Source organism: Rubrivivax gelatinosus, from assembly GCF_016583785.1.
In the GTDB taxonomy this organism is placed as follows: Bacteria; Pseudomonadota; Gammaproteobacteria; order Burkholderiales; family Burkholderiaceae_C; genus Rubrivivax; species Rubrivivax gelatinosus_B.
This window is the reverse complement of sequence record NZ_NRRU01000028.1, coordinates 25,717-52,262: the sequence shown is the minus strand read 5'-3', so window position 1 is coordinate 52,262 and position 26,546 is coordinate 25,717. Positions and strand designations below refer to the sequence as shown.

The following is a 26,546-nucleotide window of genomic DNA, read 5'->3' as shown; positions in this document are numbered from 1 at the left end:
CAGCGGGTCGGCGAGCTCGGCCGCGGGCAGCGGCGGCACCGGGGCTGCGGCCACCGGCACCACCGCCGGCGGCGGCGCCAGCTGGCCGGCGCGCAGGCGCGCGAAAGCGTCCTCGACCGTCGGCAGGATCTCGTCGACGTTCAGCGGCTTGACGAGGTAGGCGACGGCGCCGAGCTCGTTGACCTTGGCGATCGTGGCCTCGTCGGCAAAGGCCGACAGAAACATGAACGGGATGCGGGCGACGTCGCGCAGGTACTCGGCGACGTCGAAGCCGCTCTTGCCCTCCATGCGGATGTCCAGCAGCGCGATCTCGGGGCGCATCTGGCGCGCCTTGAGGATGGCCTCGTCGCCGTTGTCGGCGTCCACGACTTCATAGCCCGCCTGCACCAGCCCGTCCGAAACGGTGGCCAGCACGAGGCGGTCGTCGTCCACCACCAGAATCCTGCCCTTCGAAGCCATCGACCGTCGCCCTCCGCGCGACCGCCCCGATTGTCGCCTACGGCGCCAGCAGCACGCGCGGTGGACGCAGCACGATGCGCGCCCGGACCTCGCCACCCGCCTGTTCGAGGGTGAGCGAAGCCCCGCGCGGCAGCAGCGAACGCACCAGCGCCAGCCCGCCCATGCCGCGCGGCACCTGGGCGATGTCGAACTCCTCGGGCAGCCGGCCGGGGTTGCGCACCTCGACGGCGAGCTCGCCGGCAACCTCGCCGGGCGCGATCAGGCAGTGCAGATCGCCCTCGGGCGCGTGCTTGACGGCGTTGGCCAGCAGCTCGTTGACGCACAGCGCGATCGGGATCGCCTCGGCCTCGGGCAGCAGGTAGCGCTCGGCGCCGGCGGCGGCCGAGAACAGCACCGGCCGGCCGAAGGAGCGCCGCACCGACTGCGCGATCGCGCCGACCACCGGCGCCGCGCCCAGCGGGCCGCTGCGCACCTGCAGGCCGAAGACCTGGGCGATCGCCTGCACCTGGGCCTCGGCCTCGTAGAGCAGCAGGCCCAGGCCGGGGTGCTGCTTGGCGTTGTTGCGCAGCAGCCCGGCGACGCCCTGCAGGTTGTTCTTGATGCGGTGGTGCACCTCGCGCACCAGCGACTCGCGCTGCGCGATCTCGGCCGTCAGCCGCGCCTGCTCGGCCTCGCGCTCCTCGGTCACGTCGCTGGCGACGAGCAGCAGCAGCGGCGCGCCCAGCGCCCCGGCCACCGGCGCGATGCGCGTGTCCCAGACCTGGCGGCGCTCGCCGGCACCGGCTTCGCGCAGTTCGTGGCGCTGCAGCTCGACGCCTTCGGCGGCGGCGCCGAGCCAGGCTTCGAGCTGGCGCCCGGTGGCCGGCGCGCAGAGTTCGCTCGGCTTGCGCCCGACCGACTCCTGCACCGGGCGCCCGAACAGCGTCGCGGCGACGTGGTTGGACTGCAGCACACGCAGCGAACGCGCGTCGAAGAGCGCGATCGCCAGCGGCGCGGTCTCGATGATGCGGCGTAGCGACTCCTGCGCCTGCTCGATCGCGATCTCGGCCTGGCGCCGGCGCTCGATGTCCAGCAGCGCGAAGGTCAGCTGCGGGCCGCTGGACTCGGCGGCGGTGGCGACGACGTTGCCGACGACCCAGAACTCGCGCCCGTCGCGTGCCTGCAGCCGGCATTCGAAAGGCTCGGCCTCGCCGGCGGCCAGGCGTTCGGTCCAGTCGCCGCGGCGCAGCGGATGCTCGGCCTCGGGCGTGGCCACGGCCGCGATCGGCCGGCCGATGAAGTCGGCCAGTTCACCGGCGAACATGCGCTGCGCCGAGCGGTTCATCCAGGTGATGCCGGTCTCGCCGACGGTGACGATGCCGACCAGAACCGAGTTCAGGATCGCGCGCGTGCGCTCGGCCTGCACCTGCAGCGAGCGGCGCGCGCGGATCGCGGCGTCGATGTCGACGAAGGAGCAGATCAGCCCGGCGCCGGCGTCCGCGGGGTCGACCGGGCGCACCGAGGACTGGACCCAGATCAGATCGCCGTCGCGGCGGCGCAGCTGGCGCTCGCCGTTGAAACGGCCGTCGGCGGCCAGGGCGTCGCGCACCTCGCGTTCGGCCTGTTCCCACTGCCCCTGCGGGCACAGGCGCGAGCTGTGCAGCTGCACCAGCTCCTCGGGCTTGAAGCCGGTGAGGCGCGACATCGCCTGGTTGGCGCGTTCGATGCGCGGGCCGCGCATCGTCGCGATGCCGACGTCGGACAGGTCGAACATCAGGTCGCGCTCGCGCAGCAGGCGCTCGAGCTCGCCCTGCTGGCGCTTGAGCGAGGAGATGTCGGTCAGCACCGCCACCGCCTCGGCTTCGGCCTCGGACTGGCCCTCGGACGATTCGGCGCCGTGCACCGACAGCGAGTACCAGACCGGCTGCCCCTGGCGTTCGCCGGCGACGAGCTCGGTCTCGTAGCTGCGGCCTTCGGCCATCGCCTCGGCGATCTGGCCGGCGATGCCGCCGCTGCCGTCGGGCGCGCCGAAGAGCTGCTGCAGCGAAGCCCCGGCGGCGGCCCCCGCGGCCACGCCCAGCATGCGTTCGAAGCGGCGGTTGCAGCGCACCAGCAGCGTGCCGCGCAGGTAGGCGATGCCGGCGTTGGAGCCGTCCAGGATGGTGGTCAGCTCGCGCAGCAGCTGCTCGTTGCGGCGCTGGGCGAACTCCTGCTCGGTGACGTCCAGCGTCACGACCGAGGTCGTGCGCCCGCCCGACAGCGCGCCCGGCTCGACCCGCGTCAGCAGCCAGCGATGGCCCAGCTCGGGGTGGCGCACGGCGTAGCGCACCTCGGTGCGCTCGCCCTGGCGCAGCGCGCGCTGCAGGCGCTCGTACTCGGGCATCGAGTCGGGCTCGACCAGCTCACGGCCTATGCCCTGCAGGCCGCTGCTGCCGCGTTTGCCGCCCGCCGCCGGCGAGGCCGGCGCACGGTCGGAAACGAGCCAGCCGCGTGCCGGGTCGTAGGTGGCGACGCCGACGCTGGCGGTGTCCATCAGCATGCCGATCTCGAGCTGCGCCAGGTCGCGCTGCTCCTCGGCGCTGCGGTCCTCGACGACCGCCATCACGCGGCGCTGGCCGAGTTCGGTGTCCCAGCCGGCGATGCGTGCGCCCAGGCGGCGGCGGCCGCCGCCGGGCAGCGGCACCAGCGCCTGGCGCTCCAGCGGCGGCGCGCCGGGCACGAGCGCGGCGCCGGGGGCGCCGTTTTCCCAGCCGAGCAGGCCCTGCAACGCCTCGTCGGCGTCGGCCAGCATCACCGGCACCTGCTCGAGCAGCGCCTCGAGCGCCGGGTTGGAGGTCAGCACCAGACCGCTGTCGTCGTAGACCAGCATGCCGGCGCGCGCCAGCTCGAACCAGCGCATCAGCTCGTCCTGGGCGCGGCGCGCGTGCTGCTGGGCGTGGTGTTCCGAGGTGACGTCCTGCCAGACGACGAGCCACAGCGGCGGCTCGCCGGCGGGCGCGAGGTTCTGCGGCACCAGCATGAACCAGTGGCGGCCGCCGTGGGCGTCGACCAGGCTGCGCGGCACCGGCGGCAGCGGCAGCCCGGCGGCGAAAGCCGCCAGCAGCTGGCCGCGCACCGCGATGTGGGCGTCGGCGTCTTCGGGCAGCTGCAGCTCGGCCGGGTCGCGGCCGACCAGGTCCTGGCGCGCGTAGCCGCTCTGCGCCAGGAAGGCGTCGTTGGCGTCGAGGATGCGGAAGTCCTGGTCCTGCAGCGTCGCCGCGAACGGCGAGCCCCACAGCAGCGCGACCGTGCGGCGCGCTTCGTCGGTGCTGCGTGCGCCGTCGATCGGCAGCGGCGGGCGCGGCGGCGGCTGCTGCGGCTGCGGCAGCACGCGCAGCACCCGGCCGCCGGCCGCGGGGCGCGTGGACAGGCGCATCACGGCGCCGTCGGCGGCGGGCAGCAGCGTCTCCTGGCGCTGGGTCTGGGCGAAGGCGCGGTCGAGCCAGCGCACGGCGTCGACACCCAGCACCGGCGCCAGCTGCAGCGTGCCCTGGCCGGGCTCGCAGCCCAGCAGCCGGAACGCGGACTGGTTGCACAGCCGCAGCACGCCGCGCGCGTCGAACCACAGCAGCGCTTCGGCGACCTCGTCGAGCAGCGCCGCCAGCGGCGCGGGAGAGGTGGACGGGGACGGCGGAGGAACCAAGGCGCGGGCGGTCAGAGGGTGGGAGCAGGCGCGGCACGCCCGCGGCCGGACCGGCCCCGGGGGCGGCGCGCGGCGCGGGCCATGCCGTCAGTCGAGCGCGCGTGCCGCCGCGAGCGCGGCGAGCACGGCGCGATTGACCTCACCCTGCGCCAGCAGCAGCTGCTCGGCGCCTTCGCGGATGTCGAACACCGATTCCTGCTCGATCGCACGCACCAGGTCGATGTAGGGCTGGAACGGGCCGGCCTCGTCGATCAGCGCCTGGCGCACGCGCTCGGGCACCGGCACGGCCTTCAGCAGGTCGGCCATCGGCTGCTGCAGCAGTTGGTCGAGCAGCGAGAACACGCCGCAGATGAACATCTCGCCGCGCATCTCGGGGTCACCGCTGCCGCGCGCGAGTTCTTCCATCAGCAGCCCGCGGCGCACCGCCTCGTACATCAGCGGCTTGGCGGCGACGCTGCGCGAGGACGAGGCCAGCAGCAGCGCGAGCCAGCGCTTGAGGCGCTGGTAGCCCAGCATCATCAGCGCGTGGCCGAAGGAGCTGATCTCGACCGACAGGCCGAAGGCCGGGGAATTGAGGTAGCGCAGCAGGCGGAAACCCAGGGTCGGGTCGCGCTTGAGCACCGACTCCAGCCGCGCGACCGGCTCCTCGCGGTCCACGCCCTGGATCAGCTGCAGCACGACCTGCACGTCCGGCGGCACGCCCTGGCGGCTGCCGCGTGCGACCGGCTCCTCGCTCGGCCAGCCGAGCGTGGCGACCGCACCGCGCTGCAGCGCGGCGTCGACCGCGCCCATGGTGCGCGCACCGGCGCGCAGCACGGCCAGGCCGTCGAGCGCGTGGCCGGCGGGTTCGGCGTCGTGGTCGACGATGGCGAAGGCGAAGGCGGCGAGCACCGACTGCGGCAGCTCGGCCAGCGGCCGGCCCTTGATCAGCAGCGTGCCGCCGGCTTCGGCGTAGGCCTGGAGCAGAACCGCCAGGCGCGGCTCGGCCGCCAGGAAGGCCGGCACCTCGACCATCACCTGCGGCCGCGGCGGCGCCGCCAGCACGTCGGCGAGCAGGCGTTCGCCGGCGAGGTTCAGCGACACCGGCTGCAGCGTCGCCGCGGGCCGGGCGGAGCCGGGCTGCAGCGGGCGCAGCCCGAGCGAGAGTTCGGCCGCCGCGCCTTCGCTGGCGGCGGTCCATACCGACTCGACCGCGGCCAGCAGCTGCTCGACGTCGCCGCTGGCGTCCGGGTGTTCGGGGAAGACGGTGAGACGGGTGGCGACGACCGCGTGCTGGCGATCGATGACGGGGCTGTAGCCCAGGGCCACCTGGCCCAGGATCGGGTGATCGTGCATCAGGCGCTGAGGTACTGGAACAGCGACAGGCGCTGCACCATCGAATACGTCTTCAGAGCCGCATCGTAGCCGCTTTGTTTGTTCGAGAAATCCGATATCGCCTGCACCATGTCAAGGTCCTCGGCGTTCGAGCGTTCGGTCTTGGCCGCCAGCTTGCTGTCGGCGATGCGGCTCTCGACGAGGTCGGTGCGGTTGAGCATCTCGCCGGCGGCGGCACGCACGGTGGAGACGTTGTTCATCACCGCGTCGACGTCGGCCAGCCCCGCCTTCACGGCGGCGGCGACCTGGGTGTCGCTGAGCGTGCCGTCCTCGAGCTTGGCGACGATGTCGTCCAGCGCCTGGAAAGTCGAGACCGTGCCGCTGCCGCTCGGGTCCCGGGCGCCGAGCCAGGCGCGTTCGCCGTCGACCGACAGCGGCAAGGGCTCGTCCGAAGGCGCGCTGCTCTCGCCGCCGGCGCCGCGGTAGATGACGCCAGCGGCGGTGTCGACGAAGGGCGGCGAGTCGGTGCCCTGGCCGGCGAAGACGTAGCCGCCGGAGCCGTCGCCGCGGTTGGCGACGCCCAGCAGCTGCTTGCGGATGCCGCGCAGCGCCTCGGCCAGCGTCGCGCGGTTGGTGTCGTCGTAGCTGCCGTTGCCGGCCTGCACGACGAGTTCACGCGCCTGCTGCAGCAGTTCGCCCGCGTCGCCCAGCGCCGACTCGGCCTGCTGCATCACGTGGCGGCTGGCTTCGAGGGCTCGCTGGTTGGCCTCGCTGCGCACCATCGACGCGAGCGCGCGTTCGGCGCGTGCGGCGGCCACCGGGTCGTCGCTCGCCTTGACGACGCGCTTGCCGGCGGTGAGGCGGTCCTGGGCGTCGTAGACGTCCTCGTTGCGCTTCTGCAGGTTCTTGATCGAGGTGTCGAAGGCGTTGGCAACGGTGATGCGCATGGCGGTTCAGCCTAGTGGTTTGCAGCCGTCAGCCGGCGGCGGTCTGGAGCAGCGTCTCGAAGATGCTCTGCGCCACCTGGAGGACCTTGGCGGCCGCCTGGTAGCTCTGCTGGTACTGGATCAGGCGCGCGGCCTCTTCGTCGAGGTTGACGCCGGCGACCTCGCTGCGCGCGAGCTCGGCCTGGTTCGAGACCGCGGTCGAGATCGTCGACGCCGACTTGGCGGTCTGCACGCGCACCGCGATGTCGGCCATCGCCGAGGCGTAGGCGTCGGAGGTGATGGCGCCGCCGCTGTAGACGCCGCCGCTCTCGCTGCGGCCGACGATGGCCTTGTCGCGCAGCGCGCTGAGCGCGAGCGCGTTGCCGTTGTTGCTGCCGACGTAGCTCGGGTTGATCGCGGCGATGTCGACGCTGTCGCCGGCCTTGGGCACGCCGGCGATCTGCAGCCGCGCGCCGTTGATCGAATAAGGCTCGGGCGGGACCACGCCCTCCTCGTCCCAGGCCAGCGGGCCGGTCGTCGTCGCGGTGCCGCCGGAGTCGGTGACGGTCCAGCTGTACTGGAGCTTGCCGCTGCCGTCGAGCGAGAAGTTGACCGCGGCGGTCGAGCCCGCCACCGGCGGCTCGACCATCGTCAGCGACGCGACCGAGGCGGTGCCGGTATTGCCCGCGCCCAGCGTCGCGACCAGCGGCGAGGCGGCGGCGAGCAGCCGCGGGTCCTTGATGATCGCGCTCATGCCGCCGGCCGCACCCGCCACCGGCTGCAGCATGAAGCGGTCGCTGGACGCCGGCGTGCCGGTGATCGTCACGGCCATGCCGTCGACCTCGAAGCTGCCGCTGGCGTCGGCGGTGCGGTTGAAGCTCGCCTGCGGGTCCGACAGCCGCGTGATGAGGTAGCCGCCCGCCACGCTCGGGTCGGGCCGCACCATGTAGTCGGCGGCGTTCAGCACCGTGCCGTCGGGCGTCGAGATGCTGATCGTGGCGAGGTAGTTGCCGCTCGCGTCCTTGGCGTTGTTCGTTGCCGGGCGCGCACGCGGCGCGCCGATCTCGAACAGCGGCTTGCCGCCGTCGCCGTTCAGGTCCAGGCCGAGTTCCTGCTGGTCGTTGACGGCCGAGGCCACCGCCGAGGCAAGCTGGCCGACCATGTTGCGCGCGTCCAGCAGGTCTTCGTTCTGGAAGCGCAGCAGCGCCGTCATCGAACCACCGCCGAGCGAGTCCTCGTCGAGCATGCGCAGCTTGTTGCCGTCCACCAGCGCCAGCGCCGCGCGCGAGCCGTCCAGCGGGTCGGTGGTCACGCGCATCTCCACCGAGGTCGTGCCCAGCACCAGGTTCTGGCCGCCGGCGACGAAGACGCCGACGGTGCCGTCGTCGGCGCTGACGGTGCTGATCTGGATCTTCGACGACAGCTCGCTCACCAGCCGGTCGCGTTCGTCGAGCAGGTCGTTGGGCGCGTGGCCCAGGCCACGCGCGGCGGCGATCTGGTTGTTGATCTGCGCCAGGCTCTTGGTGATGCCGTTGACCTCGGTGACGGTGGTCTTCAGGTCCGCGGTGACGCCGGCCTGCAGCGTGTTGATCTGCTCGTTGGCGGCGTTGAAACGCGTCGCCACGTCCTGGGCACGCGCCAGCACGACTTCGCGCGTGGAGGTGTCGCTCGGGCGCGAGGCCAGGTCGACCATCGCGTTGAGGAAGTTGCTGACGCTGTAGCCCAGGCCGGTCTCGCCGGTCGGGAACACGTTCTCGAGCTGCTTCAGCCGCTGCGCGCGCGTGGCGTCGAGTTCGGACAGCGACTTGGCGGTGGTCGCCGCGCGCGTCAGGAACTGGTCGTGGGCGCGGGTGACGGTGGTGACGTCGACGCCCTTGCCGTAGAAGCCGGCGCCGGTGTATTGGCCGGTGGCGGTCGCCAGGTCGGCCTGCTGGCGCGAATAGCCGGCCACGCTCGCGTTGGCGATGTTGTGGCCGGTGACCTGCATCGAGGCATAACTCGCCGTCATGGCGCGCATGCCCAGCGACATCAGCGGTGAAGCACCCATCCCTTACCCCAGGCTGCGCTGCAGGCGCAGCGTCGTGTTGATGACGCGGGTGAGCTTTTCCGCATAGGCCGGGTCGGTCGCGTAGCCGGCCTTCTGCAGCCCCTGCGCGAAACTGCCGGCGTCCTTGGCCCCGGCGACGGTGTCGCGGTAGCGCGGGCTCTCCGAGATCAGCTTCGCGTAGTCGGCAAACGACTCCTCGTAGCTGGCGTAGGCGCGGAACTTCTGCACCACCTTCTGCGCCTTGCCGTCGACGTACTCGGTGGTCCTGACCTCGGCGACCGGGCCCTTCCAGCTGGCGCCGGCCTTGATGCCGAAGAGGTTGAACGAGGGCGAGCCGTCGGCGTGCAGGATCTCCTTGCGGCCCCATCCGGTCTCGTGCGCCGCCTGGGCGATCATGAATTCGGACGGGATGCCGGTCTTCTGCTCGGCCTTCTCGGCGGCGGCGCCGTGCTGCTGCACGAAGCCGGCGGCGCCGGTCTGCGGGATGCGCGTGGCCTGGACGCGGGCCGCCAGCGGCGCGGGCGTGTTGTTCGCCGAGCCGGTGGCCGGGATCGGGCCCGGCGCCATGCCCATCTGGCGCTCGAGCTGGCGCGCGATGATGTCCGAGAGCCCGCCGGGCAGGCCGGAGAGCTTGCCCGCGTACTGGTCGTCGAGCATCTCGGTGCCCATCTTGCAGCCGGCGTCGTCCGACAGGCCCGAGGCCATCGTCGACTGGCGCATGCTCTTGAGCAGCTCGTTCATGAACAGCTTTTCGAACTGCTTGGCGGTCTCGCGCACCGCGGCCTTGGGGTCCTTGGCCGCCTGCGCCTGCAGGTTGCCCAGCGAGCGCGAATCCAGCGACAGCGACGACGACGGCTGGGCGGACATCAGATCACCTCGATCTCGGCGTTGAGCGCGCCGGCGCTTTTCATCGCCTGCAGGATGGCAAGCAGGTCCATCGGCGTCGCGCCCAGCGAGTTCAGCGCCTTGACGACGTCGGCCAGCTTGGTGCCGGCGGGCAGCTGCACCAGCGCCCCGCCCTGCTGCGTGATCGCGATGTCGGACTTGGCCGACTCGACGGTGCTGCCCTGGCCGAAGGCGTTGGGCTGGCTCACCTGCGGCGTGGTGCTGATCGTCACCGACAGGTTGCCGTGGGCGACGGCGCAGGAGCCCAGCGTCACGGCGTCGTTCATCACCACCGAGCCGGTGCGGGCGTTGAGCACGACGCGTGCCGCCGGCTTGGCCATCTCCACCGTCAGGTTCTCGATGTCGGCGAGGAAGGCGATGCGCTCGCCGGGCGCGGCCGGGGCGCGCACGCGCACGCTGCGGCCGTCGAGCGCGACGGCGGTGCCGGCGCCCTTGGCGCGGTTGATCACGTCGGCGACGGCGCGCGCGGTGGCGAAGTCGTCTGCCTGCAGCCCGAGCTGCACGCCGTCGCCTTCGAGCAGCGGCGTCGGCACCGTGCGTTCGACCGTCGCCCCCATCGGGATGCGGCCGGCGCTCAGGTGGTTGATCTGGACCTTGGAGCCGTTGGCCGAGGCGCCGGCGCCGCCGACGATCAGGTTGCCCTGCGCCAGCGCGTAGACGTTGCCGTCGGCACCCTTGAGCGGGGTGGCGATCAGCGTGCCGCCGCGCAGGCTCTTGGCGTTGCCGATCGACGAGACGTTGATGTCGATCGCCTGCCCCGGCTGGGCGAAGGCGGGCAGCTGCGCCGTGACCATCACCGCGGCCACGTTCTTCAGCTGCATCGAGGCGCCGGCAGGCAGCGTGACGCCCATCTGCTGCAGCATCGCGCTCATGCTCTGGGTCGTGAACGGGGTCTGCGTGGTCTGGTCGCCGGTGCCGTCGAGGCCGACGACGAGACCGTAGCCGACGAGCGCGTTGGCGCGCACGCCCTGCACCGCGGCAACTTCCTTCAGGCGCACGGCGCCGGCCGGCAGCGCGAGCGCGGCGGCGGCGAGCAGGACGAGCAGGCGACGCATGCCGATCTCCATCACAGCGGCCAGAGCACGCTGAAGAACACCCGGCTCAGCCAGCCGACGGCGTTGGTGTCGGCCTGGGCACCGCGGCCGCGCTGCTCCAGGCGCACGTTGGCGATGCGCGTGCTCTGCACGACGTTGCCGGGTTCGATCGCGCGCGGGTCGACCTGGCCCGAGAAGCGCAGCACGTCGACGTTGGCGTTGACGCCGATCTGCTTCTCGCCGCCGACCAGCAGGTGGCCGTTGGGCAGCACGCCGCGCACGGTGACGGTGATCGTGCCCTGGAAGTCGTTGCTGTTCTCGGTGCTGCCCTTGCCGCCGAACTTGCCTTCGGAGCTGCCGGTGATCTCGGCGCGGCGCAGCGCGGCGGCCGCGTTCAGGCCGGGCAGCGCGGTGATGCTGCCGCTCAGGTCGCTGGACTTGTTCAGCGAGCTCGTCGACTTCGCGGTCGCGCTGATCTTCTCGACGATGCGCACCTGCAGCGTGTCGCCGGGCTGGCGCGCGCGGTGGTCCTCGAACAGCGGCCGGAACTGGGTCTGCTGGTAGATCGCGCCGTTGCTGGGCTGCTCGGCGACGGCAGCGACGGCCGGCGCCTCGGCCGCGGTCGGCTGCTCGAACTGCACCGTGGGGTACATGGTGTCGCAGCCGGCCAGCACCAGCGCCCCCAGGGCCGGCACCAGGCGCGCAAGCGCGCTGCGCAGGGTGGTGCTCACAGCTGCCCCAGCTTCTGCAGCATCTGGTCGGAGGTCTGGATCGCCTTCGAGTTCAGCTCGTAGGCGCGCTGCGTCGCGATCATGTTGACGAGCTCCTCGACGACGTTGACGTTGCTGGTCTCGACGAAACCCTGCTGCAGCGCGCCGAGTTCGTTGGTGCCCGGCGTGCCGGTGTTGGGCGTGCCCGACGCGGCGGTCTCGGCGTACAGGTTTTGGCCCAGCGACTCGAGACCGGCCGGATTGACGAAGTTGGCCAGTTGCAGCTGGCCGACGGTCGCCGGCGTCGCGCTGCCGGCGGTCGTGACCTGCACCGTGCCGTCGTCGGCGACGGTGACGGTCTTGGCGTCGGCCGGGATCGTGATGCCGGGCTGCACCGCGTAGCCCTGGTTGGTGACGAGCTGGCCGGCGCTGTCGACCTGGAAGGCGCCGTCGCGGCTGTAGCCGGTGGTGCCGTCGGGCATCTGGATCTGGAAGAAGCCGTTGCCCTTGATCGCGATGTCGTAGCTGTTGCCGGTCTGCTGCAGGTTGCCCTGGGTGAAGTTGCGCGTCGTGCCGGCGGCACGCACGCCCAGGCCGACCTGCAGCCCGATCGGCAGCGTGCTCTGCTCGCTGCTGGCGGCACCCGCCTGGCGCAGGTTCTGGTACATCAGGTCCTCGAACTGGACCCCACCGCGCTTGAAGCCGTTGGTGCCGACGTTGGCGAGGTTGTTGGAAATGACGTCCAGCTTGGTCTGCTGGCCTTCCATGCCGGTCTTGGCGATCCAAAGCGAACGAAGCATGTCGGTTCCTGGTGGGGGGGCGGACGGGTACGGCGCAATCTTGAGGGCGGACAAGGCCGCTCGAAGCGTTGAAAACAGCGGCCTTGCGCCCCCTTCTCTGCCCCGCACCGCAGCGCGCGCACGACGGCGCGGCCAGTCCCGGGGCACGGGACGGACGGCAGGCGACAAGGGGATGGGCGGCGCGGCGGGCGCGCCGGCGGCAGGACGGGCGGGCCGCCGCGGCGGCCCCGTGCTCAGGGACCGAGCAGCTTGGTCGCCGACTGTTCCTTCTGCTCGGCGGTCTGCAGCATCTTCATCTGCTGCTCGAACTGGCGCGCCGCCGAGATCATCTGCACCATGGTCTCGACCGGGCTGACGTTGCTGCCTTCGATCGCGCCGCTCTGGACCTGCGCCGCCGGGTCGGCATCGAGATCGCCGTTGGCGCCGCGGAACAGGCCGTCGGTGCCGCGTGTCAGCGGGGCTTCCGAGGTCACGAGCTTCAACCGGCCGATGGGCTGCGGCTTGCCGCCGTTGGACGCGGCCGAGACGGTGCCGTCGGCCCCGATGTCCACCGTGGCGTTGGGCGGCACCGTGATCGGGCCGCCGTCGCCGAGCACCTGCAGCCCGTTGGGCAGCACGAGCACGCCTTCGGCATTGGTCTCCATCGCGCCGGCGCGGGTGTAGGCCTCGGTGCCATCCAGCGCCTGGACCGCGAGCCAGGCCTTGCCCTTCATCGCCACGTCCAGGCTGCGGCCGGTGAACTGCAGCGGGCCCGACTGGTCGTCGTAGCCGACCGTGGACTCGAGCGCGTAGACCCGGGTGCTGGCGCCGTCGCCGCGCACCGGCACGGCGCGAAACGCCTGCAGCTCGGCGCGGAAACCCGTGGTCGACGCGTTCGCGAGGTTGTTCGCGAGCACGTCCTGGCGCTCGAGCGTCGCCTTGGCACCGCCCATCGACAGGTAGATCAGACGGTCCACGGGTCAGCCTCCGGCTTCAGCGCATGTTGACCAGGGTCTGCATCACCTGGTCCTGGGTCTTGATGGTCTGGGCGTTGGCCTGGTAGATGCGCTGCGCGGTGATCATGTTGACCAGTTCGCCGGTGAGGTCGATGTTCGACTCCTCCAGCGCGCCGGCCTGCAGCACGCCCATGTTGCCTTCGCTGGGCACGCCGACGACCGGGTCGCCCGAGGCGTAGGTGCTGGCCCAGACGTTGCCGCCCAGCGGCTGCAGGCCCTGCGGGTTGCGGAAGTTCGCCAGCTCGACCTGGCCCGCGGGCTTGCTCTGGCCGTTGCTGTAGCGCGCCAGCACGATGCCGTCGGCTTCGACCGCGATCGAGGTCAGCTGGCCGGCGGCGTAGCCGTTCTGGGTCAGGTTGGTGACGCCGAAGGTCTGGTCGTACTGGGTCGCACCGGATATGTCGACGGCGGTCGCCAGCGGCACGACGATGCGCGAAGTCTCGGCGCCGGTGGTCGGGTCGGTGATGATCAGCGTGTTGCTGATCGTCAGGTCCAGCGCGTTGGCCGGCGACGGCGAGGTCAGCTTGCCGGTGTTGGTGTCGAACTCCAGGGTCTTCCACTTCACCGGATTGCCGCTGGCATCGGTGTTCACCGCCTGGCCGTTGGCGGTGACGAAGACGTTCCAGGTGTTGTTCGACGCCTTCTGGAAGTAGTACGACAGCGCGACGTCCTGGCCCAGCGCGTCGTAGACCGTGACCGAGGTCGCGTTGTTGTAGGTGTCCTTGTCGGTGAAGTCGATCTGCGGCGTCACCGTCGCCGCCGGCGCCGTGACGGCCGAGTCGGACTTGAGGTTGAACTCGAGCTCCATCTTCGAGGTCTTGCTCGGCGCGATGCCGGCCGTCGGCAGCTTCAGCGCCTGCGCCAGGCCCGGCTGGATGGTGCCGTTGCCGTCGGCCGGATAGCCCATCAGCTTCAACTTGTCGTTGTTGACGATGTAGCCCTCGCGGTCGACCTTGAACTGGCCGTTGCGGCTGTACATCGTCGGGTTCACGCCGTCGGTCACCTGGAAGAAGCCGGCGCCGTTGATCGCCAGGTCCATCGCGTTGCCGGTGGTCGTGATGTTGCCCTGCGTGAACTGCTGCGAGACCGCGGCGACGTTGACGCCGATGCCGATGTTGTTGACGCCGGCGCCGTTGAGCGCGGTGGCGTACATGTCGGAGAACTCGGCGCGCGAGACCTTGGAGCCGTAGGTGTTCGCGTTGGCGATGTTGTTGCCGATGATGTCGAGGCTCTTGCTCGTCGCGTTGAGCCCGGAAAGGCCTTGCTGGAAGCTCATCGTGTCGTCCTGTTCAGTTGTAGGCCTTGATGGCGGTGTAGTCGACGCTGCCGCTGTGCAGCAGCTCCAGCTGGAGCTGGTTGCCGCTGGTGTTGACGGCGGCGACGGTGTCGCGCATCAGCGTGGTGTTGGCGACGGTGGCCGTACCCAGCTTGGCGGTGACGCGGAAGGTGTAGCCGCTGGGGTCGGCGACCTTGCTCGCGTCCCAGGTGAAGCTGTGGGTGCCGGCCTCGGCCGCACCCAGGTCCAGCGTGTCGGCGACGCGGCCCGAGGCGTCGACGATCTCGACCTTGATCTTGTCGGCCGTGCCCGAGAGGTCGAAGCCGCCGACGCCGACGCCGTCGCGCACGTCCAGGCCCTTGCCGGCGATGGTGACGTCGCGGCCGATGAGTGCGGCGCCCTGCATCGCCTGCATCTGCAGGAACTGCGAGTTCAGCCCGGTCACGGTCTCGTTGAGCTTCTCGATCCCGGTCACGGTGTTGATCTGCGCCATCTGGCTCGTGACCTGGGCGTTGTCCATCGGGTTCAGCGGATCCTGGTTCTGCATCTGCGCGACCAGCAGCTTCAGGAAGCGGTCGGCACCCGCCGAAGCGCTGTTCGAGTTCTGGCTCGCGGCCGGCGTGTTGATCGCGGCGTAGGGGTCGACGGTGGTGCTCATCGTGCTTTCCGTTCAGGCTCAGGACTGACCCATCTGCAAGGTCTTCTGCAGCAGGTTCTTCGCGGTGTTCATCACCTCGATGTTGTTCTGGTAGGAGCGCGAGGCCGAGATCATGTCGACCATCTCCTGCACCGCGTTGACGTTGCTGTAGGTGACGTAGCCCTCGGCATCGGCGGCCGGGTGCTTGGGGTCGTGCACGCGGCGGCCGGGGCTGGCGTCTTCCTGGATCGACGACACGCGCACGCCGGCAGCGCTGGCGGGGTCGCCGCCGGCGCCCATCAGCGCGGTCTGGAACACGACCTGGCGCGCCTTGTAGGCCTGGCCGTCGGGCCCGGCCACGGTGTCGGCGTTGGCCAGGTTGGAAGCGACGACGTTCAGGCGCTGGCTCTGCGCGCTGACCGCGCTGCCGGAGACGTCGAAGATGCGGAACATGCTCATGGCGGCGGTCCTTTAGCCTTGCGTATGGCTCTTCATCGCGTCGCTGAGCGTGCGCACGCTGCCGTTGATGAAGCGCAGCGTCGACTCGTACTTCAGCGCGTTGTCGGCGAAGGCGGCGCGCTCGCGGTCCATGTCGACGGTGTTGCTGTCGAGGTTGGTCTGGGCCGGCGTCGAGTAGCGCAGGTCGGTGGCCGGCTGCTCGCGCCCGAACCCCTCGGCCAGCAGCTGGCCGGCGATCGGGGTGCCGAGTTCGTTGCCGGCGCCGGCCGGGGCGGCGCCGGTGGCCGGCGGCCGCGGCAGGTTGGCGGTGGCGTCGCGCAGCGCCCGGGAGAAGTCGAAGTCGCGGGCGACATAACCCGGCGTGTCGGCGTTGGCGATGTTGCTGGCGATCACGCGCTGGCGTTCGGAGCGCAGGGTCAAGGCCTGGGCCTGGAAGTCCAGCTGTCCGGTCAGGCGGTTGATCATGGGGCGTGCGCTCCTTCGGATGGTCGTGGCCGATTCTGAAGAGCCGCGCGCCGGCCTACGGTCCGATAAGCGGGCACATCCGGGTGCTATTCGCCGCCGTGCGGCCGGCGCCGGTCCGTACAGTGCATCGGGTGGAAATGCACCGCGCGCCTGTCCGACGCACGGCCGCGGCGATCGTGCTGGCGGCGGCCGGCGGCTGGGCCTGCCCCGCAGCCGCCGAAACCCTGGCGCCGGCGACGCTGCAGGCGGTGCAGGCGCTGGCGCAGGGCGCAGCAGCCGCTCTGGCCGCCAGCGGCATGCGCATCGAAGTCGTGCCCGGCACGCTCGACCCGCGCCTGAAGCTCGCGCCTTGCGCGCGCATCGAACCCTATCTGCCGCCCGGCATCCGCCCCTGGGGCCGGGCGCGCATCGGCCTGCGCTGCCGCGAGGGCGCGGTCGCCTGGAACGTCTACCTGCCGGTCACGATCAAGGCCTGGGGCCCGGGCGTGGTCGTCGGCAGCGCCCTGCCCGCAGGCGCGGTGCTCGAGGCCGGGCAGCTGACGCTGGCGCCGGTGGACTGGGCCGCAGAGGCGACGCCGCCGCTGGCGGCCGCCGAGGCGCTGGTCGGCCGCACGCTGGCGCGCGCGCTCGCCGCCGGCGAGGCGCCACGCATCGGCGACCTGAAACCGCGCGAGTGGTTCGCCTCGGGCGAAACCGTCGAGGTCGTCGCGCGCGGCAACGGCTACGCGGTCTCGACCCGGGGCGAAGCGCTGATGCGCGGTCTCGAGGGACGACCGGTGCGCGTGCGCACCGAGGGTGGCCGCATCGTCACCGGCTGGCCGACGGCCCAGGGGCGGGTCGATGTCACGCTTTGAACCACTTGCCCCCCGTATTCAGGGGACCGGAACAAAATCATCGCCGGCGGCCCTAAAGTTGGCCCCTGGCACTCCGATACAGCCATCATGTCAAGGAGGGACAGCCCACCCGGGTACCTTCCGCTGGAGTTCAAGATGAAAATCGGTCACCTCGATTCCACGTCGGCCACCACCTCGGTGTCCGGCGAGCGCAAGGCGACGTCGCAAACGAGCACGTCGCAGAGCACGACCGAGGCCAGCGCCAAGGTCGAGCTCTCGGCCGCGGCGCTGTCGGCCAGCGGGCCAGGCGACGCCACCTTCGACGCGAACAAGGTCAGCCGCATCGCGCAGGCCATCCACGACGGCGACTATCAGGTCAACGCCGAGGCCATCGCCGACAAGCTGATCGCCAATGCCGAGGAACTGCTCGGCAGGACCTACAACCGCTGATGCACGCCGTCCCGTTCATGCTGACCACTGCCGCCGAGATGCGCGCCCTGCAGCGCGCGACCGAACTCGAAGCTCCGCTGGACGCGCTCGAGCAGCGCCTGGGTGCGCTCGGCGCGGCCCTGGCGACGAGTGACGCCGTGGCGATCGAAGACGCCGCCGGCGAGTTGCACCGTGCGCTCGCGGCCGCCGTCGAGCACTTCGCCCGCGCCGCGCGCGACGGCGGCGTGCCGATGCCGCTGCGCCAGCGCCTGGCGCTGGCCGGAGGCCAGGTCGCCGCGCAGCGCGAAGCCCTGGCACGCGCCACCGCCGCGCTCGACCGCGCGATCGACGTGCTGCTGCCCAACCTGGGCAACGGCGGCTACGGCGCCGGTGGCGCCAGCGGGCGCAACAGCCAGAGCGGCTCGCTGCTGGCCTGAGCCGCGGCGGCCACGCCGCCTTCCGTTCCCGATGCCCACGGCCGGGCCGCGAAAGCGGTCCGGCCGTTTCGTTTGGGTGCGCCCCGAACTCGTGCACGACCCTTGCTTGTGACAGCCGCCCCAACGCTGCGCATCGCACCACGCACCGGGGCAGTGCACTCGCCTCGGGACCGGGGCTTCCGTCCTTCCACGTGTATGCAAAAAATGGCGCGACAATGCATGTCAATCGAACCAGAGGCAGCCGGCCACGGCCGAGCTGCCCACCCGAATCACCTGGGCGCTGCCGCCGGCAGCGCCGCGTCTGACTAGTCTGCGTTGGGAAAGTCCGAGACCGCCTGGCCGGCCACGCCGCCAGGCCCTGCCCCCGAGGGCGCCGCCACCGCGGCGCGTGCCCTCACCGAACGTCTGCGCGCCAGCGTCGACAACCGCTGGATGCTGCTGCTGGCCGGGCCGGTGCTCGCCGGCGCGCTGGTGATCACGCTGCTGCGGGAGCTGCCCGAGAACCCGCTCGCGGTGGCCGCCGACGGCCTGTGCGCCACCACCTCGCACCTGGGCTGGGTCGCCACCCAGGCCGGCGAACCGGCGGCGCTGGCACGAAGCGGCGCCGTGGTCGGCGCACGCCTGGCGACGCTGCGCGTGGCCGCCGCGAACGCCGGCGTCGAACTGCCCGAGATCACGCTGCTCGAGTCGCGCCTGGCGGCGCTCGGCCCGCGGCCGACGGGCGCGGAGATGTTCGCCATCGCCGACGCCGCCGACCGGGTGGGCGCCGCGGTGCGCCGCGAACTGGTGCAGCGCCAGCACCGGCTCGAACGCTGGGTGACCGGGCTGGCGCTGGCACTGGCGGTGGCGCTGCTGCTGCCGCTGCACGGCCTGTGGCGCCAGCGCCAGCGTTTGCGCCGCGCGCTCGCCGACTACTCCGACACGCTGGAGCGCAAAGCCGATGCCCCGGCCGTCGACGACAGCGTCTCCGAGCGCCGCTGGCGCGCGCTCGCCGAACTGTCGGCCGACTGGTACTGGGAGACCGACGAGCAGATGCGCCTCAGCTGGGTCTCGGGCGCGACGCCGGTGACGACGGTGCTGGGCTGGCCGGCCGACGAGCTGATCGGCCGGCGCCGCGACGAGATGGGGCCGTTCGAGACCCCGGCGCTCGGCTGGGACTGGCTGCACGAGCGCATGGCGCGGCAGCAGGCCTTCCGCGACTTCGAGCTGCGCGCCCATTCGCGCCGCGGCGACCACACGCTGTGGATCGCGCTCAGCGGCCGGCCGCGCCACGACGCCGCGGGCCGCTGCACCGGCTACGAAGGCGTGGGCCGCGACATCACCGAACGCAAGCTCGCCTACGAGCGCCAGCGCGAGAACGACCAGCGCTGGGCGCTGATGGTCGACCTCGCCTCCGACTGGTACTGGGAGAGCGACGCCGAACACCGGCTGCAGCCGGTCGGACGCGCGGTCTACCGCAGCGCCGTCGACTACCTCGAACCCGGCGACGGCCGCACACGCTGGGAGCTGCACGCGACGACGCCGGCCGAACTCTGGCAGCCGCACCGCGAGGACCTCGAGGCGCGGCGCCCGTTCCGCTCGTTCGAGTTCCCGACCGACGCCGCCGACGGCACGCGCCACTGGGTGTCGATCAGCGGCATCGCACGCTTCGACGGTCAGGGCCGCTTCCTCGGCTACCGCGGCGTCGGCCGCGACATCACGATGCGCAAGCAGGCCGAAGGCCTGCTGCGGCGCGACAACGAGGCGCTGCAGCAGGCGGTGGCCGAACGCACGCGCGAACTCGAGCAGATCAACGTCGACCTCGACGCCTTCTCGCGCCAGCTCGCGCACGAGCTGCGCACGCCGATCGGCCACGTCGAGAGCATCGCCCGGCTCGTCGTCGACCGCGCCGCCGCCCGCCTGGACGATGACGAACGCCGGCTGCTCGCGCTGCAGTCGCAGGCGGCACGCACGATGCGCGAGACGCTGGACGCGCTGATGCTGCTGGCGCGCTCGACGGTGCAGGCGATGCCGATGGAGCGCGTGGACCTGAGCCGGCTCGCCGAGGAAGCCTCGGCGCAGCTGCCGTCGATCGCGCGCAGCGCGCCGGTGAACTGGCGCATCCAGCCCGGGCTGCAGGTGCACGGCTGCCCGCAGGCGCTGCGCATCGTGCTCGCCAACCTGATGGGCAATGCCGCCAAGTTCACGCGCCACGTCGAACAGCCGGCGGTGCGCTTGAGCGCCGGCACCGACGACGACGGCCGGCTGCGGGTCGTCGTCGAGGACAACGGCGCCGGTTTCGACCCGGCGCTCGCCGGGCGCCTGTTCGTGCCCTTCAGCCGGCTGCACGCCGGCGAGGACTACGCCGGCACCGGCGTCGGCCTGAGCATCGTGCAGCGCATCGTCGAGCGCCACGGCGGCACGGTGGCCGGGCACGGCCGGCCCGGGCGTGGCGCCCGCTTCGAGTTCACGCTCGCACCGGCGCCCTGAGCGCAGCTGCGGCGCTGCACGGCGCCGCGCGCGGCCTCAGAAGTTGAACGCCAGGCGCAGCCCGCCCCAGTGGCGGCCGCCGACGACGATGGGCGCGGCCGCCTCCTTCAGCACGACGAAGCGGCCGCCGCCCATGTCGCGGCGGTAGGTCTGCAGCAGGAACGGGCGCTGGTTGCGCGCCGAAGCCAGGCCGGTGCGGTCGTTGAAGATGCGGCGCCAGCGGCTGTTGGCGGTGTTCCACAGCAGGTCGCCGGCACGCTGCGGCTGGTTGTAGCGCCGGTTGTGGCAGGCGACGTAGCCGTTGCGGTCGACGGCGATGCAGAACACCACCTTGTCCGACAGCGACAGCGCCGCTTCCTGCACCTGCGGGAACAGCTTCTCGGCCAGCGGCGAGAAACGCGCCGTGTGCTGCGCCGGCTCGGTGCCGGCGAGCGGCTGGTAGCGTTCGTCGAACAGGTCGGCCAGCGTCGTGCGCCCGGCGGCGAGCGCGTCTTCGAGCAGCGCCGCGACCTGTGCCGCGGCCTGCTGCGCGGCGCGGATATAGGGCGAGTCCTCGGTCTCCAGCCCGCTGACGGCGAAAGCCTCGATCAGCTGCTCGGAGATGCGCAGGAAGTTCTCGGTGCGGCCGAGCGCGGCGTCGAGCGCACGCGTGGTCTGGCGCACCTCGCCTTCGATGCCGGACATCTGGGTCTCGAGCACGGCGCAGACCTCGCGGCTGCGGCGGCTGGCGTCGTGGATGCGGCCGACACCGTCGACCACCGCGTCCAGCGCCCGGTGCACGGCGCCGACTTCAGCGCCGCCTTCGCTGCGGCGGATCTCGCGCGCCAGCGCGGCGATGCGTTCGTCGAGCCGGCCGACGGTGGCCAGGATCTCCTTGGACGAGGTCTCGACCTTGGTCGCGAGTTCCTTGACGGCGTCGGCGACGACGCCGAATCCGCGCCCGGCCTCGCCGGCACGCTTGGCCTCGACCGAGGCGTTGAACGCCACCAGCCGGGTCTGCAGCGCGATCTGCGTGATCTGGTCGGCCGCGCCCGAGACCTGGCGCAGCGTGTCGACGATGCCGCCGACCTCGTTGCCGACGGCCTGCACCGCGTCGCCGACCTCGGCGACGGCACGCAGCCCGTTCTCGGTCTCGCCGGCGATCGCCGCCTGCGCGGCGACGACGTCCTGCAGCTGGCGCGACAGCGCCTGCAGCGTCGCGGCCTGCGCGCTGGCGACCCGGTGCGTGTCGGCGATGACGCCGCAGACCTCGGCCGACTCGCGCCCCAGGCCGGCGGCGCGTTCGCTGACGAGGCGCAGCGCGCCGACCGCATCGACGGCCGGTGCGGCCGCGAGCGGTTCGGCGGCAGGCGGCAGCTCGCGCCGGAACATCTTCAACATCGTCTCTCCTGGGGCAAGGCGGGACCGCACTTGCGCTTCTAGCAGATGCGACAACACCCCACGGGGGCCATGACGCCAGGCACGCGCGAGCGTGTCGTGGCGTGCGGATTCGTTCACGCGGCCGGCGTCACCATTCGCGCAGGCGGGTGCGCAGGCGGGCGATCGACTGGCTGTGCAGCTGGCAGACGCGGCTCTCGGTGACCTTGAGAACGGCCGCGATCTCCTTCAGGTTCATGTCGTGCTCGTAGTACATGCTCATCACGTACTGCTCGCGTTCGGGCAGGTTCTTGATCGCGTCGACGAGCGCCTGGCGCATGCGCTGGTCCTGCAGCCGGCCCAGCGGGCTGGCCTCCTCGTCGCGAACCTGGTGACGGTCGAGGTAGTCGTCGTCGCCGTCGGCCCCGCTCATGTCCTCCAGGTAGATCAGCTGGGTGCCGCGCACCTTGGTCAGCAGGTCCTGGTAGTCGCCGAGCGACAGGCCCATCTCCAGGGCGATCTCGCTCTCGTTGGGCGCGCGGTGCAGCTTCTGCTCGAGCTTGTGCACCGCGGTCTCGATCGTGCGCTGGTGGCGGCGGTCGCCGCGGCTCATCCAGTCGTTGCCGCGCAGCTCGTCGAGCATCGCGCCGCGGATGCGCTGGGTGGCGAAAGTCTCGAACTGCACGCCCTGGGCGGCGTCGAAACGCGACAGCGCGTCGGACAGGCCGATCATGCCCACCTGGATCAGGTCGTCGAGCTCGACGTTCGCCGGGAGCTTGGCGATCATCTGGTGCGCGAGGCGACGGACCAGCGAGCTGTACTGCTTGAGCAGCGCGTTGGCGTCGAGTTGTCCCTTGGCGGTGTACATGAGGGCAGCCTTTCGAGGGGCGTGTTCCTGGCGTTTCAATTCGGGGTGCAGACCGCACGCACCGGGGCTGCGAACGCGGTGCCCGGCGGCACCTCGTCGAGCGCGAGTTGGGCAGCGACGAGGCGCTCGAGCGCACCGTCGGGACGCGAGCGTGCGTCCGACGCGGGGTCGACCACCGCCCAGTCGTGCAGCAGCGCGCCGAGGAAGGCGTCGGCGCAGCTGCCCAGGCTGGAGGCGATCGCACGCACCCGGCGCGAGGCTCCCGGCGCGGCGAGCACGAGGTCGAAGGTCATCAGGCTGCAGCGCTGCGCGAGCAGCTTGCAGGCGGCGTAGGCGTGTTTGATGCTTTCCGGATGGTCGGCACCGATCAGGATGGGGCGCGCGGGGCGCTGCATGAACATGCGCGCCAGGTCGCCGGCGTTGGCGTGCAGCAGCACGACGTCGGCCTTGGGTGCGGCCTGGGCGAGCGCGTCGACGAAGGCCGCGGCCGAGCCGCGGGTGTCGACGTGGCGCAGCGGCAGGCCACGCGCGGCGAGGTAGCCGATCTGCGGCGACAGGTCCTCGATGCCGGCGCCCAGGTCCAGCAGCGAGATCTCGCGCGGCGCCGGGGCGCCGTCGGCGGCGTCGACGACCAGCACGCGCCGGCCGCGGGCGACGAAGGCGGCGGTGAGTTCGTCGATGACGACGCCGGAGAACGCCACGTGCGGGTTGGCGGCCAGCGGCACGACATGCTGGCGCGAGGCCGCGAACAGGCGGCGCAGGCCGTGGGCCTGGTCCAGCGGCGCGGGAACGGAGGCGTAGAAGTCGCGCATGCTCATGCGGGTCGGCTCGGTCAGGCGTGCAGCGGGTTGCCGGCGGCCGGGTTGGGCACGCCTGCGAACACCAGGTTCATGTCGGCGCTGTCCATGCGCCAGGCCGGGCTGCCACCGCCGCGCAGCGCACGCTGCACCAGCGCGTTGGCCGACAGCCGGTGCCAGTCCTCGGGCACACGCTGGCCGTTGGCCACCGCCAGCACCTTGAGCTTGTAGCGGATCAGCGCGTCCAGCGCCGGGGCCAACTTCACGGCCTCGTCCATTTTCGACAGCACGATGCCGCGGCAGGCGGCAGCGCCGTAGGCCAGCAGCACTTCCTCGATCGTCTCGCCCTGGGCGGCGGCGTTGACGACCAGCAGCTTGTTGATCGAGCGGTGCGACAGCATGTCCAGCAGCTCGCGCGTGCGGGCGTCGCGCTGCGCCATGCCGGCGGTGTCGATCAGCACCATCTTCTTGGCCGACAGCAGGTCCAGCAGGTCTTCCAGCGAGGCGCGGTCGTGCGCGGTGTGCACCGGCACGCCCAGGATGCGGCCGTAGGTGCGCAGCTGCTCGTGGGCGCCGACGCGGTAGGCGTCGAGCGTGATCAGGCCCAGGTTGGCGGCGCCGTGGCGGGTGGCGAAAGCCGCCGCCAGCTTGGCGGTGCTGGTCGTCTTGCCGACGCCGGTCGGGCCGACCATCGCGAAGACGCCGCCGATGTCCTCCAGCGGGCTCTCGCGCTCGCCGGTGGCGAGGTTGCGCTCGAGCACGCCGGCAGCCCAGGCGAGTTCGTCGCAGCCGCCGGGCAGGCCTTCGACCAGCTTGCGCACCAGCGACGGCGAGAAGCCGCAGCCGAGCAGCTTCTGCGTCAGCTGCGCCTGGCGCGGCTGGCGCTGCAGCTTCTCCATGAACGCGAGCGCGCCGAAACGCTGCTCGATCAGGCCGCGCATCGAGCGCAGCTCTTCCATCATCTCGACCTGGTCGCGGCGCGGCGCGCCGTCGGCCAGCACCGGCGCCTGCGGCAGCAGCGGCTCGGCGTGGCGGATCTCCTCGCGCAGCACCGGCGGTTCGCGCCGCGGTTCGGCGGCGGCACGCGGCGCGGCGGCGGTGGCCGCGGCGGCACGGGCCCGTGCCGGCTCGGCGGGCCGCACCGGGGGTTCTTCACGCTGGGCCTCGGCGCGGCGCGCGCTGACGGCGCCGGGCTGGCGCGGCTCGGCGGCGGCTTCGCGGGCGAGCTCGGTCTGGCGGCGCTTCAACATGCGCTCGCGCACGTAGTCCTGGAACGACAGCGTGCTCATCTGCAGCTGCTCGACGTCATCGTCGATCGCAGCCTCCTCGAGAGCCGGCTCCAGCCGCGGCTCGGCGCGCGGCGCCGGGCTGCGCGCGGCGGAACGCTGGCGCTGCGCCTGGGCGGCGGGCACGGAGGCGACACGTTCGAGCTGCTGCACCGACTCCGGCGCCATCGCCAGCACCTCGACGCCTTCGGCGCAGGGACGCGTGGACATGACGACGGCATCGTCGCCGAAAGCCTGGCGCACGAGCGCCAGCGCCTCGCGCGAGGTGCGGGCGGTGAAACGCTTGACGTTCATGCGGCCTCCCGTTCAGTGCGCTGGCGGGTGGGGGTCGTGACGGTGGTCATGCGTTGGCTCCGATGATCGAACCGATCCGGATCGAGTGAGTCTCGGGAATCTCGCTGTGCGCCAGCACCTTCAGGCGCGGCGCGGCACGCCTGAGCAGGCGCGCCATCGGCGCGCGGATCGCGTCGGGCACCAGCAGGCAGGCCGGCAGGCCCAGGTCCTCCTGGCGGCGCGCGGTGTCGGCGGCACGCTTCGTGATCGCCTCGGCCACACCCGGGTCGAGCGCGGCGCCGTGCGGCGAGGTCAGGGCCTGCGTCACCAGGCGTTCGAGTTCGGGGTCGAGCGCGATCACGTCGAGCTCCTTGGTCGGGCCGTAGATCTGCTGCACGATCGCCGGCGCCAGGTGGGTGCGGATGCGGCGCACCAGCTCGCCCGGGTCGGTGACGGTGGCGGCGTGCTCGGCCAGGCATTCGATGATCGAACGCATGTCGCGGATGTGCACGCCTTCCTCCAGCATCAGCTGGAGAACCTTCTGCAGTGTGGCGATACCGACCATCTTGGGAACCACGTCCTCGATCAACTTCGGGGCCAGCTTGGTCACGTGCTCGACCAGCTGTTGCGTCTCGACGCGTCCCAACAGCCGGGATGCGTTCAGTTGCATCAAGTGTGAAAGATGGGTGGCCACCACGGTCGCGCAATCAACGACCGTAAACCCGGCCATTTGGGCCATCTCGCGGTGGCGCTCCTCGATCCAGGTCGCGGGCAGGCCGAAAGCCGGGTCGGTGGTCTTGGTGCCGGGCAGCTGCTGCTGCGCGCCGCCCGGGTTGATCGCCAGCAGCATGCCCGGATAGGCCTCGCCTTCGCCGACGACGGCGCCGCGCAGCGTCACGCGGTAGACGCTGGGTTTCAACTCCAGGTTGTCGCGGATGTGCACCGGCGGCGGCAGGAAGCCGACGTCCTGCGCGAACTTCTTGCGCACGCCCTTGATGCGCGCCAGCAGGTCGCCCTGGCGTGCCTTGTCGACGAGCTGGATCAGGCGGTAGCCGACCTCCAGCCCGAGCGTGTCCACCGGTGCCAGGTCGTCCCAGCTGGCCTCGGCGTTGGCCTGCGCCGGGTCGGCGGACTCCTTGCGTTCGGGCAGCGCCGCGGCCTTCTTCTTCTTGCGCTGCAGCTGCCAGGCGAGCAGGCCCAGGCCGCCGCCGATCAGCAGGAAGACCAGGTGCGGCATGCCCGGCACCAGCCCGAGCATCAGCACGATGCCGGCGGCCAGCCCGAGCGACTGCGGCGAGTCGAAGACCTGGCCGCGGATCTGGGTGCCGATGTCCTGGTCCTTGCCGACGCGCGAGATCACCATCGCCGAGGCCACCGACACCAGCAGCGCCGGGATCTGGGCGACGAGCGCGTCGCCGACGGCCAGCAGGATGTAGCTCTCGGCCGCCTGGCCCGCCGACAGGCCGTGCATCGCCATGCCGATGATCAGGCCGCCGACGATGTTGATGAACAGGATCAGGAGGCCCGCCATCGCGTCGCCGCGAACGTACTTGCTGGCACCGTCCATCGAGCCGAAGAAGTCGGCCTCCTCGCCGACCTCGGAGCGCCGGCGCCGGGCCTCGTTCTCGTCGATCAGGCCGGCGTTGAGCTCGGCGTCGATCGCCATCTGCTTGCCCGGCATCGCATCCAGCGTGAAGCGCGCGCCGACCTCGGCGATACGCTCGGCGCCCTTGGTGACGACGATGAAGTTGATGACGACCAGGATCGCGAAGACGATCAGGCCGACGGCGAAGTTGCCGCCGATCAGGAAGTGGCCGAAGGACTCGATCACCTTGCCCGCGGCGCCGGGGCCGTTGTGGCCCTCGAGCAGCACGACGCGGGTGGAGGCCACGTTCAGCGACAGCCGCAGCAGCGTCGTCACCAGCAGCACCGAGGGCAGCGCGGCGAAGTCCAGCGGCTTGACCATCTGCGCCGAGACCATCATCACGACGAGCGCGATCGCGATGTTGAAGGTGAACAGCAGGTCCAGCACGAACGGCGGGAGCGGCAGCACCATCATCGAGAGCATCATCACGACGAAGAGCGGCAGCATCATCACCTTCAGCGCGG

General features: G+C 71.7%; 23 protein-coding genes. 4 read left to right on the top strand and 19 right to left on the bottom strand.

Annotated features, from left to right (window positions below):
- The 14 genes from CKO43_RS09450 to flgB all read right to left on the bottom strand — a co-directional run.
- Positions 1 to 432: response regulator (locus CKO43_RS09450; RefSeq protein WP_346728234.1), on the bottom strand; the 432-nt coding region annotated here is incomplete at its 3' end.
- A gap of 64 nt (positions 433 to 496) precedes the next feature.
- On the bottom strand, positions 497 to 4,120 hold the full coding sequence (locus tag CKO43_RS09445) for a PAS domain S-box protein (RefSeq protein WP_200378478.1): 3,624 nt from the start codon (positions 4,118 to 4,120) through the stop codon (positions 497 to 499).
- 87 nt (positions 4,121 to 4,207) lie between these two features.
- A complete protein-coding gene (locus tag CKO43_RS09440; protein ID WP_200378477.1) occupies positions 4,208 to 5,455 on the bottom strand; it encodes an EAL and HDOD domain-containing protein in 1,248 nt (415 codons plus the stop codon).
- Positions 5,455 to 6,381, bottom strand: a complete 927-nt coding sequence (gene flgL, locus CKO43_RS09435) for a flagellar hook-associated protein FlgL (RefSeq protein WP_200378476.1) — start codon at positions 6,379 to 6,381, stop codon at positions 5,455 to 5,457. Before flgL ends, CKO43_RS09440 begins: the two co-directional genes overlap by 1 nt.
- A gap of 28 nt (positions 6,382 to 6,409) precedes the next feature.
- On the bottom strand, positions 6,410 to 8,407 hold the full coding sequence (gene flgK / locus CKO43_RS09430; RefSeq protein ID WP_242481111.1) for a flagellar hook-associated protein FlgK: 1,998 nt from the start codon (positions 8,405 to 8,407) through the stop codon (positions 6,410 to 6,412).
- A gap of 3 nt (positions 8,408 to 8,410) precedes the next feature.
- A complete protein-coding gene (flgJ, locus tag CKO43_RS09425; RefSeq protein ID WP_200229532.1) occupies positions 8,411 to 9,274 on the bottom strand; it encodes a flagellar assembly peptidoglycan hydrolase FlgJ in 864 nt (287 codons plus the stop codon).
- Positions 9,274 to 10,368, bottom strand: a complete 1,095-nt coding sequence (locus tag CKO43_RS09420) for a flagellar basal body P-ring protein FlgI (protein ID WP_200229533.1) — start codon at positions 10,366 to 10,368, stop codon at positions 9,274 to 9,276. Before CKO43_RS09420 ends, flgJ begins: the two co-directional genes overlap by 1 nt.
- An 11-nt stretch (positions 10,369 to 10,379) precedes the next feature.
- Entirely contained in the window at positions 10,380 to 11,000 is a 621-nt protein-coding gene (locus CKO43_RS09415) for a flagellar basal body L-ring protein FlgH (protein WP_200378480.1), read from the bottom strand.
- 74 nt (positions 11,001 to 11,074) lie between these two features.
- Positions 11,075 to 11,857 (bottom strand): flagellar basal-body rod protein FlgG, encoded by a 783-nt coding sequence (flgG, locus tag CKO43_RS09410; RefSeq protein WP_200229534.1) that lies wholly within the window; start codon positions 11,855 to 11,857, stop codon positions 11,075 to 11,077.
- A 233-nt stretch (positions 11,858 to 12,090) separates the two neighbouring features.
- On the bottom strand, positions 12,091 to 12,813 hold the full coding sequence (flgF, locus tag CKO43_RS09405) for a flagellar basal-body rod protein FlgF (protein WP_200229535.1): 723 nt from the start codon (positions 12,811 to 12,813) through the stop codon (positions 12,091 to 12,093).
- A 16-nt stretch (positions 12,814 to 12,829) separates the two neighbouring features.
- The gene (flgE, locus tag CKO43_RS09400) at positions 12,830 to 14,128 is read right to left on the bottom strand and encodes a flagellar hook protein FlgE (RefSeq protein WP_200229536.1); all 1,299 of its coding nucleotides are present in this window, start codon (positions 14,126 to 14,128) and stop codon (positions 12,830 to 12,832) included.
- Between the two features lie 13 nt (positions 14,129 to 14,141).
- Positions 14,142 to 14,786, bottom strand: coding sequence for a flagellar hook assembly protein FlgD (locus tag CKO43_RS09395; RefSeq protein WP_200229537.1), 645 nt, complete (start codon positions 14,784 to 14,786; stop codon positions 14,142 to 14,144).
- A gap of 18 nt (positions 14,787 to 14,804) precedes the next feature.
- Positions 14,805 to 15,224: a flagellar basal body rod protein FlgC gene (flgC, locus tag CKO43_RS09390; protein WP_200229538.1), complete on the bottom strand. Its 420-nt coding sequence runs from the start codon at positions 15,222 to 15,224 to the stop codon at positions 14,805 to 14,807.
- Positions 15,225 to 15,236: 12 nt separating this feature from the next.
- Positions 15,237 to 15,689, bottom strand: coding sequence for a flagellar basal body rod protein FlgB (gene flgB, locus CKO43_RS09385; RefSeq protein WP_200229540.1), 453 nt, complete (start codon positions 15,687 to 15,689; stop codon positions 15,237 to 15,239).
- Positions 15,690 to 15,826: 137 nt separating this feature from the next.
- Between flgB and flgA the strand changes: the two genes are divergently transcribed.
- The 4 genes from flgA to CKO43_RS09365 all read left to right on the top strand — a co-directional run bounded on the left by flgA (position 15,827) and on the right by CKO43_RS09365 (position 19,857).
- The gene (gene flgA, locus CKO43_RS09380; protein WP_200378475.1) at positions 15,827 to 16,543 is read left to right on the top strand and encodes a flagellar basal body P-ring formation chaperone FlgA; all 717 of its coding nucleotides are present in this window, start codon (positions 15,827 to 15,829) and stop codon (positions 16,541 to 16,543) included.
- A 135-nt stretch (positions 16,544 to 16,678) separates the two neighbouring features.
- A complete protein-coding gene (flgM, locus tag CKO43_RS09375) occupies positions 16,679 to 16,972 on the top strand; it encodes a flagellar biosynthesis anti-sigma factor FlgM (protein WP_200232268.1) in 294 nt (97 codons plus the stop codon).
- Positions 16,972 to 17,388 (top strand): hypothetical protein, encoded by a 417-nt coding sequence (locus CKO43_RS09370; RefSeq protein WP_242478218.1) that lies wholly within the window; start codon positions 16,972 to 16,974, stop codon positions 17,386 to 17,388. The genes flgM and CKO43_RS09370 overlap by 1 nt, the downstream gene beginning before the upstream one ends.
- A 315-nt stretch (positions 17,389 to 17,703) precedes the next feature.
- A complete protein-coding gene (locus tag CKO43_RS09365; RefSeq protein ID WP_200378474.1) occupies positions 17,704 to 19,857 on the top strand; it encodes a sensor histidine kinase in 2,154 nt (717 codons plus the stop codon).
- Between the two features lie 36 nt (positions 19,858 to 19,893).
- Here the strand turns inward: CKO43_RS09365 and CKO43_RS09360 are convergent, their stop codons facing one another.
- The 5 genes from CKO43_RS09360 to flhA form a co-directional block, all read right to left on the bottom strand.
- Positions 19,894 to 21,237, bottom strand: coding sequence for a methyl-accepting chemotaxis protein (locus CKO43_RS09360; protein WP_200232266.1), 1,344 nt, complete (start codon positions 21,235 to 21,237; stop codon positions 19,894 to 19,896).
- 127 nt (positions 21,238 to 21,364) lie between these two features.
- Positions 21,365 to 22,081, bottom strand: a complete 717-nt coding sequence (locus CKO43_RS09355; protein WP_200232265.1) for an RNA polymerase sigma factor FliA — start codon at positions 22,079 to 22,081, stop codon at positions 21,365 to 21,367.
- Positions 22,082 to 22,116: 35 nt separating this feature from the next.
- On the bottom strand, positions 22,117 to 22,899 hold the full coding sequence (locus tag CKO43_RS09350) for a MinD/ParA family ATP-binding protein (protein ID WP_242478217.1): 783 nt from the start codon (positions 22,897 to 22,899) through the stop codon (positions 22,117 to 22,119).
- 14 nt (positions 22,900 to 22,913) lie between these two features.
- Positions 22,914 to 24,458, bottom strand: coding sequence for a flagellar biosynthesis protein FlhF (flhF, locus tag CKO43_RS09345; RefSeq protein ID WP_200378473.1), 1,545 nt, complete (start codon positions 24,456 to 24,458; stop codon positions 22,914 to 22,916).
- 46 nt (positions 24,459 to 24,504) lie between these two features.
- Positions 24,505 to 26,532, bottom strand: a complete 2,028-nt coding sequence (gene flhA / locus CKO43_RS09340; protein ID WP_242478108.1) for a flagellar biosynthesis protein FlhA — start codon at positions 26,530 to 26,532, stop codon at positions 24,505 to 24,507.
- Positions 26,533 to 26,546: the final 14 nt, after the last annotated feature.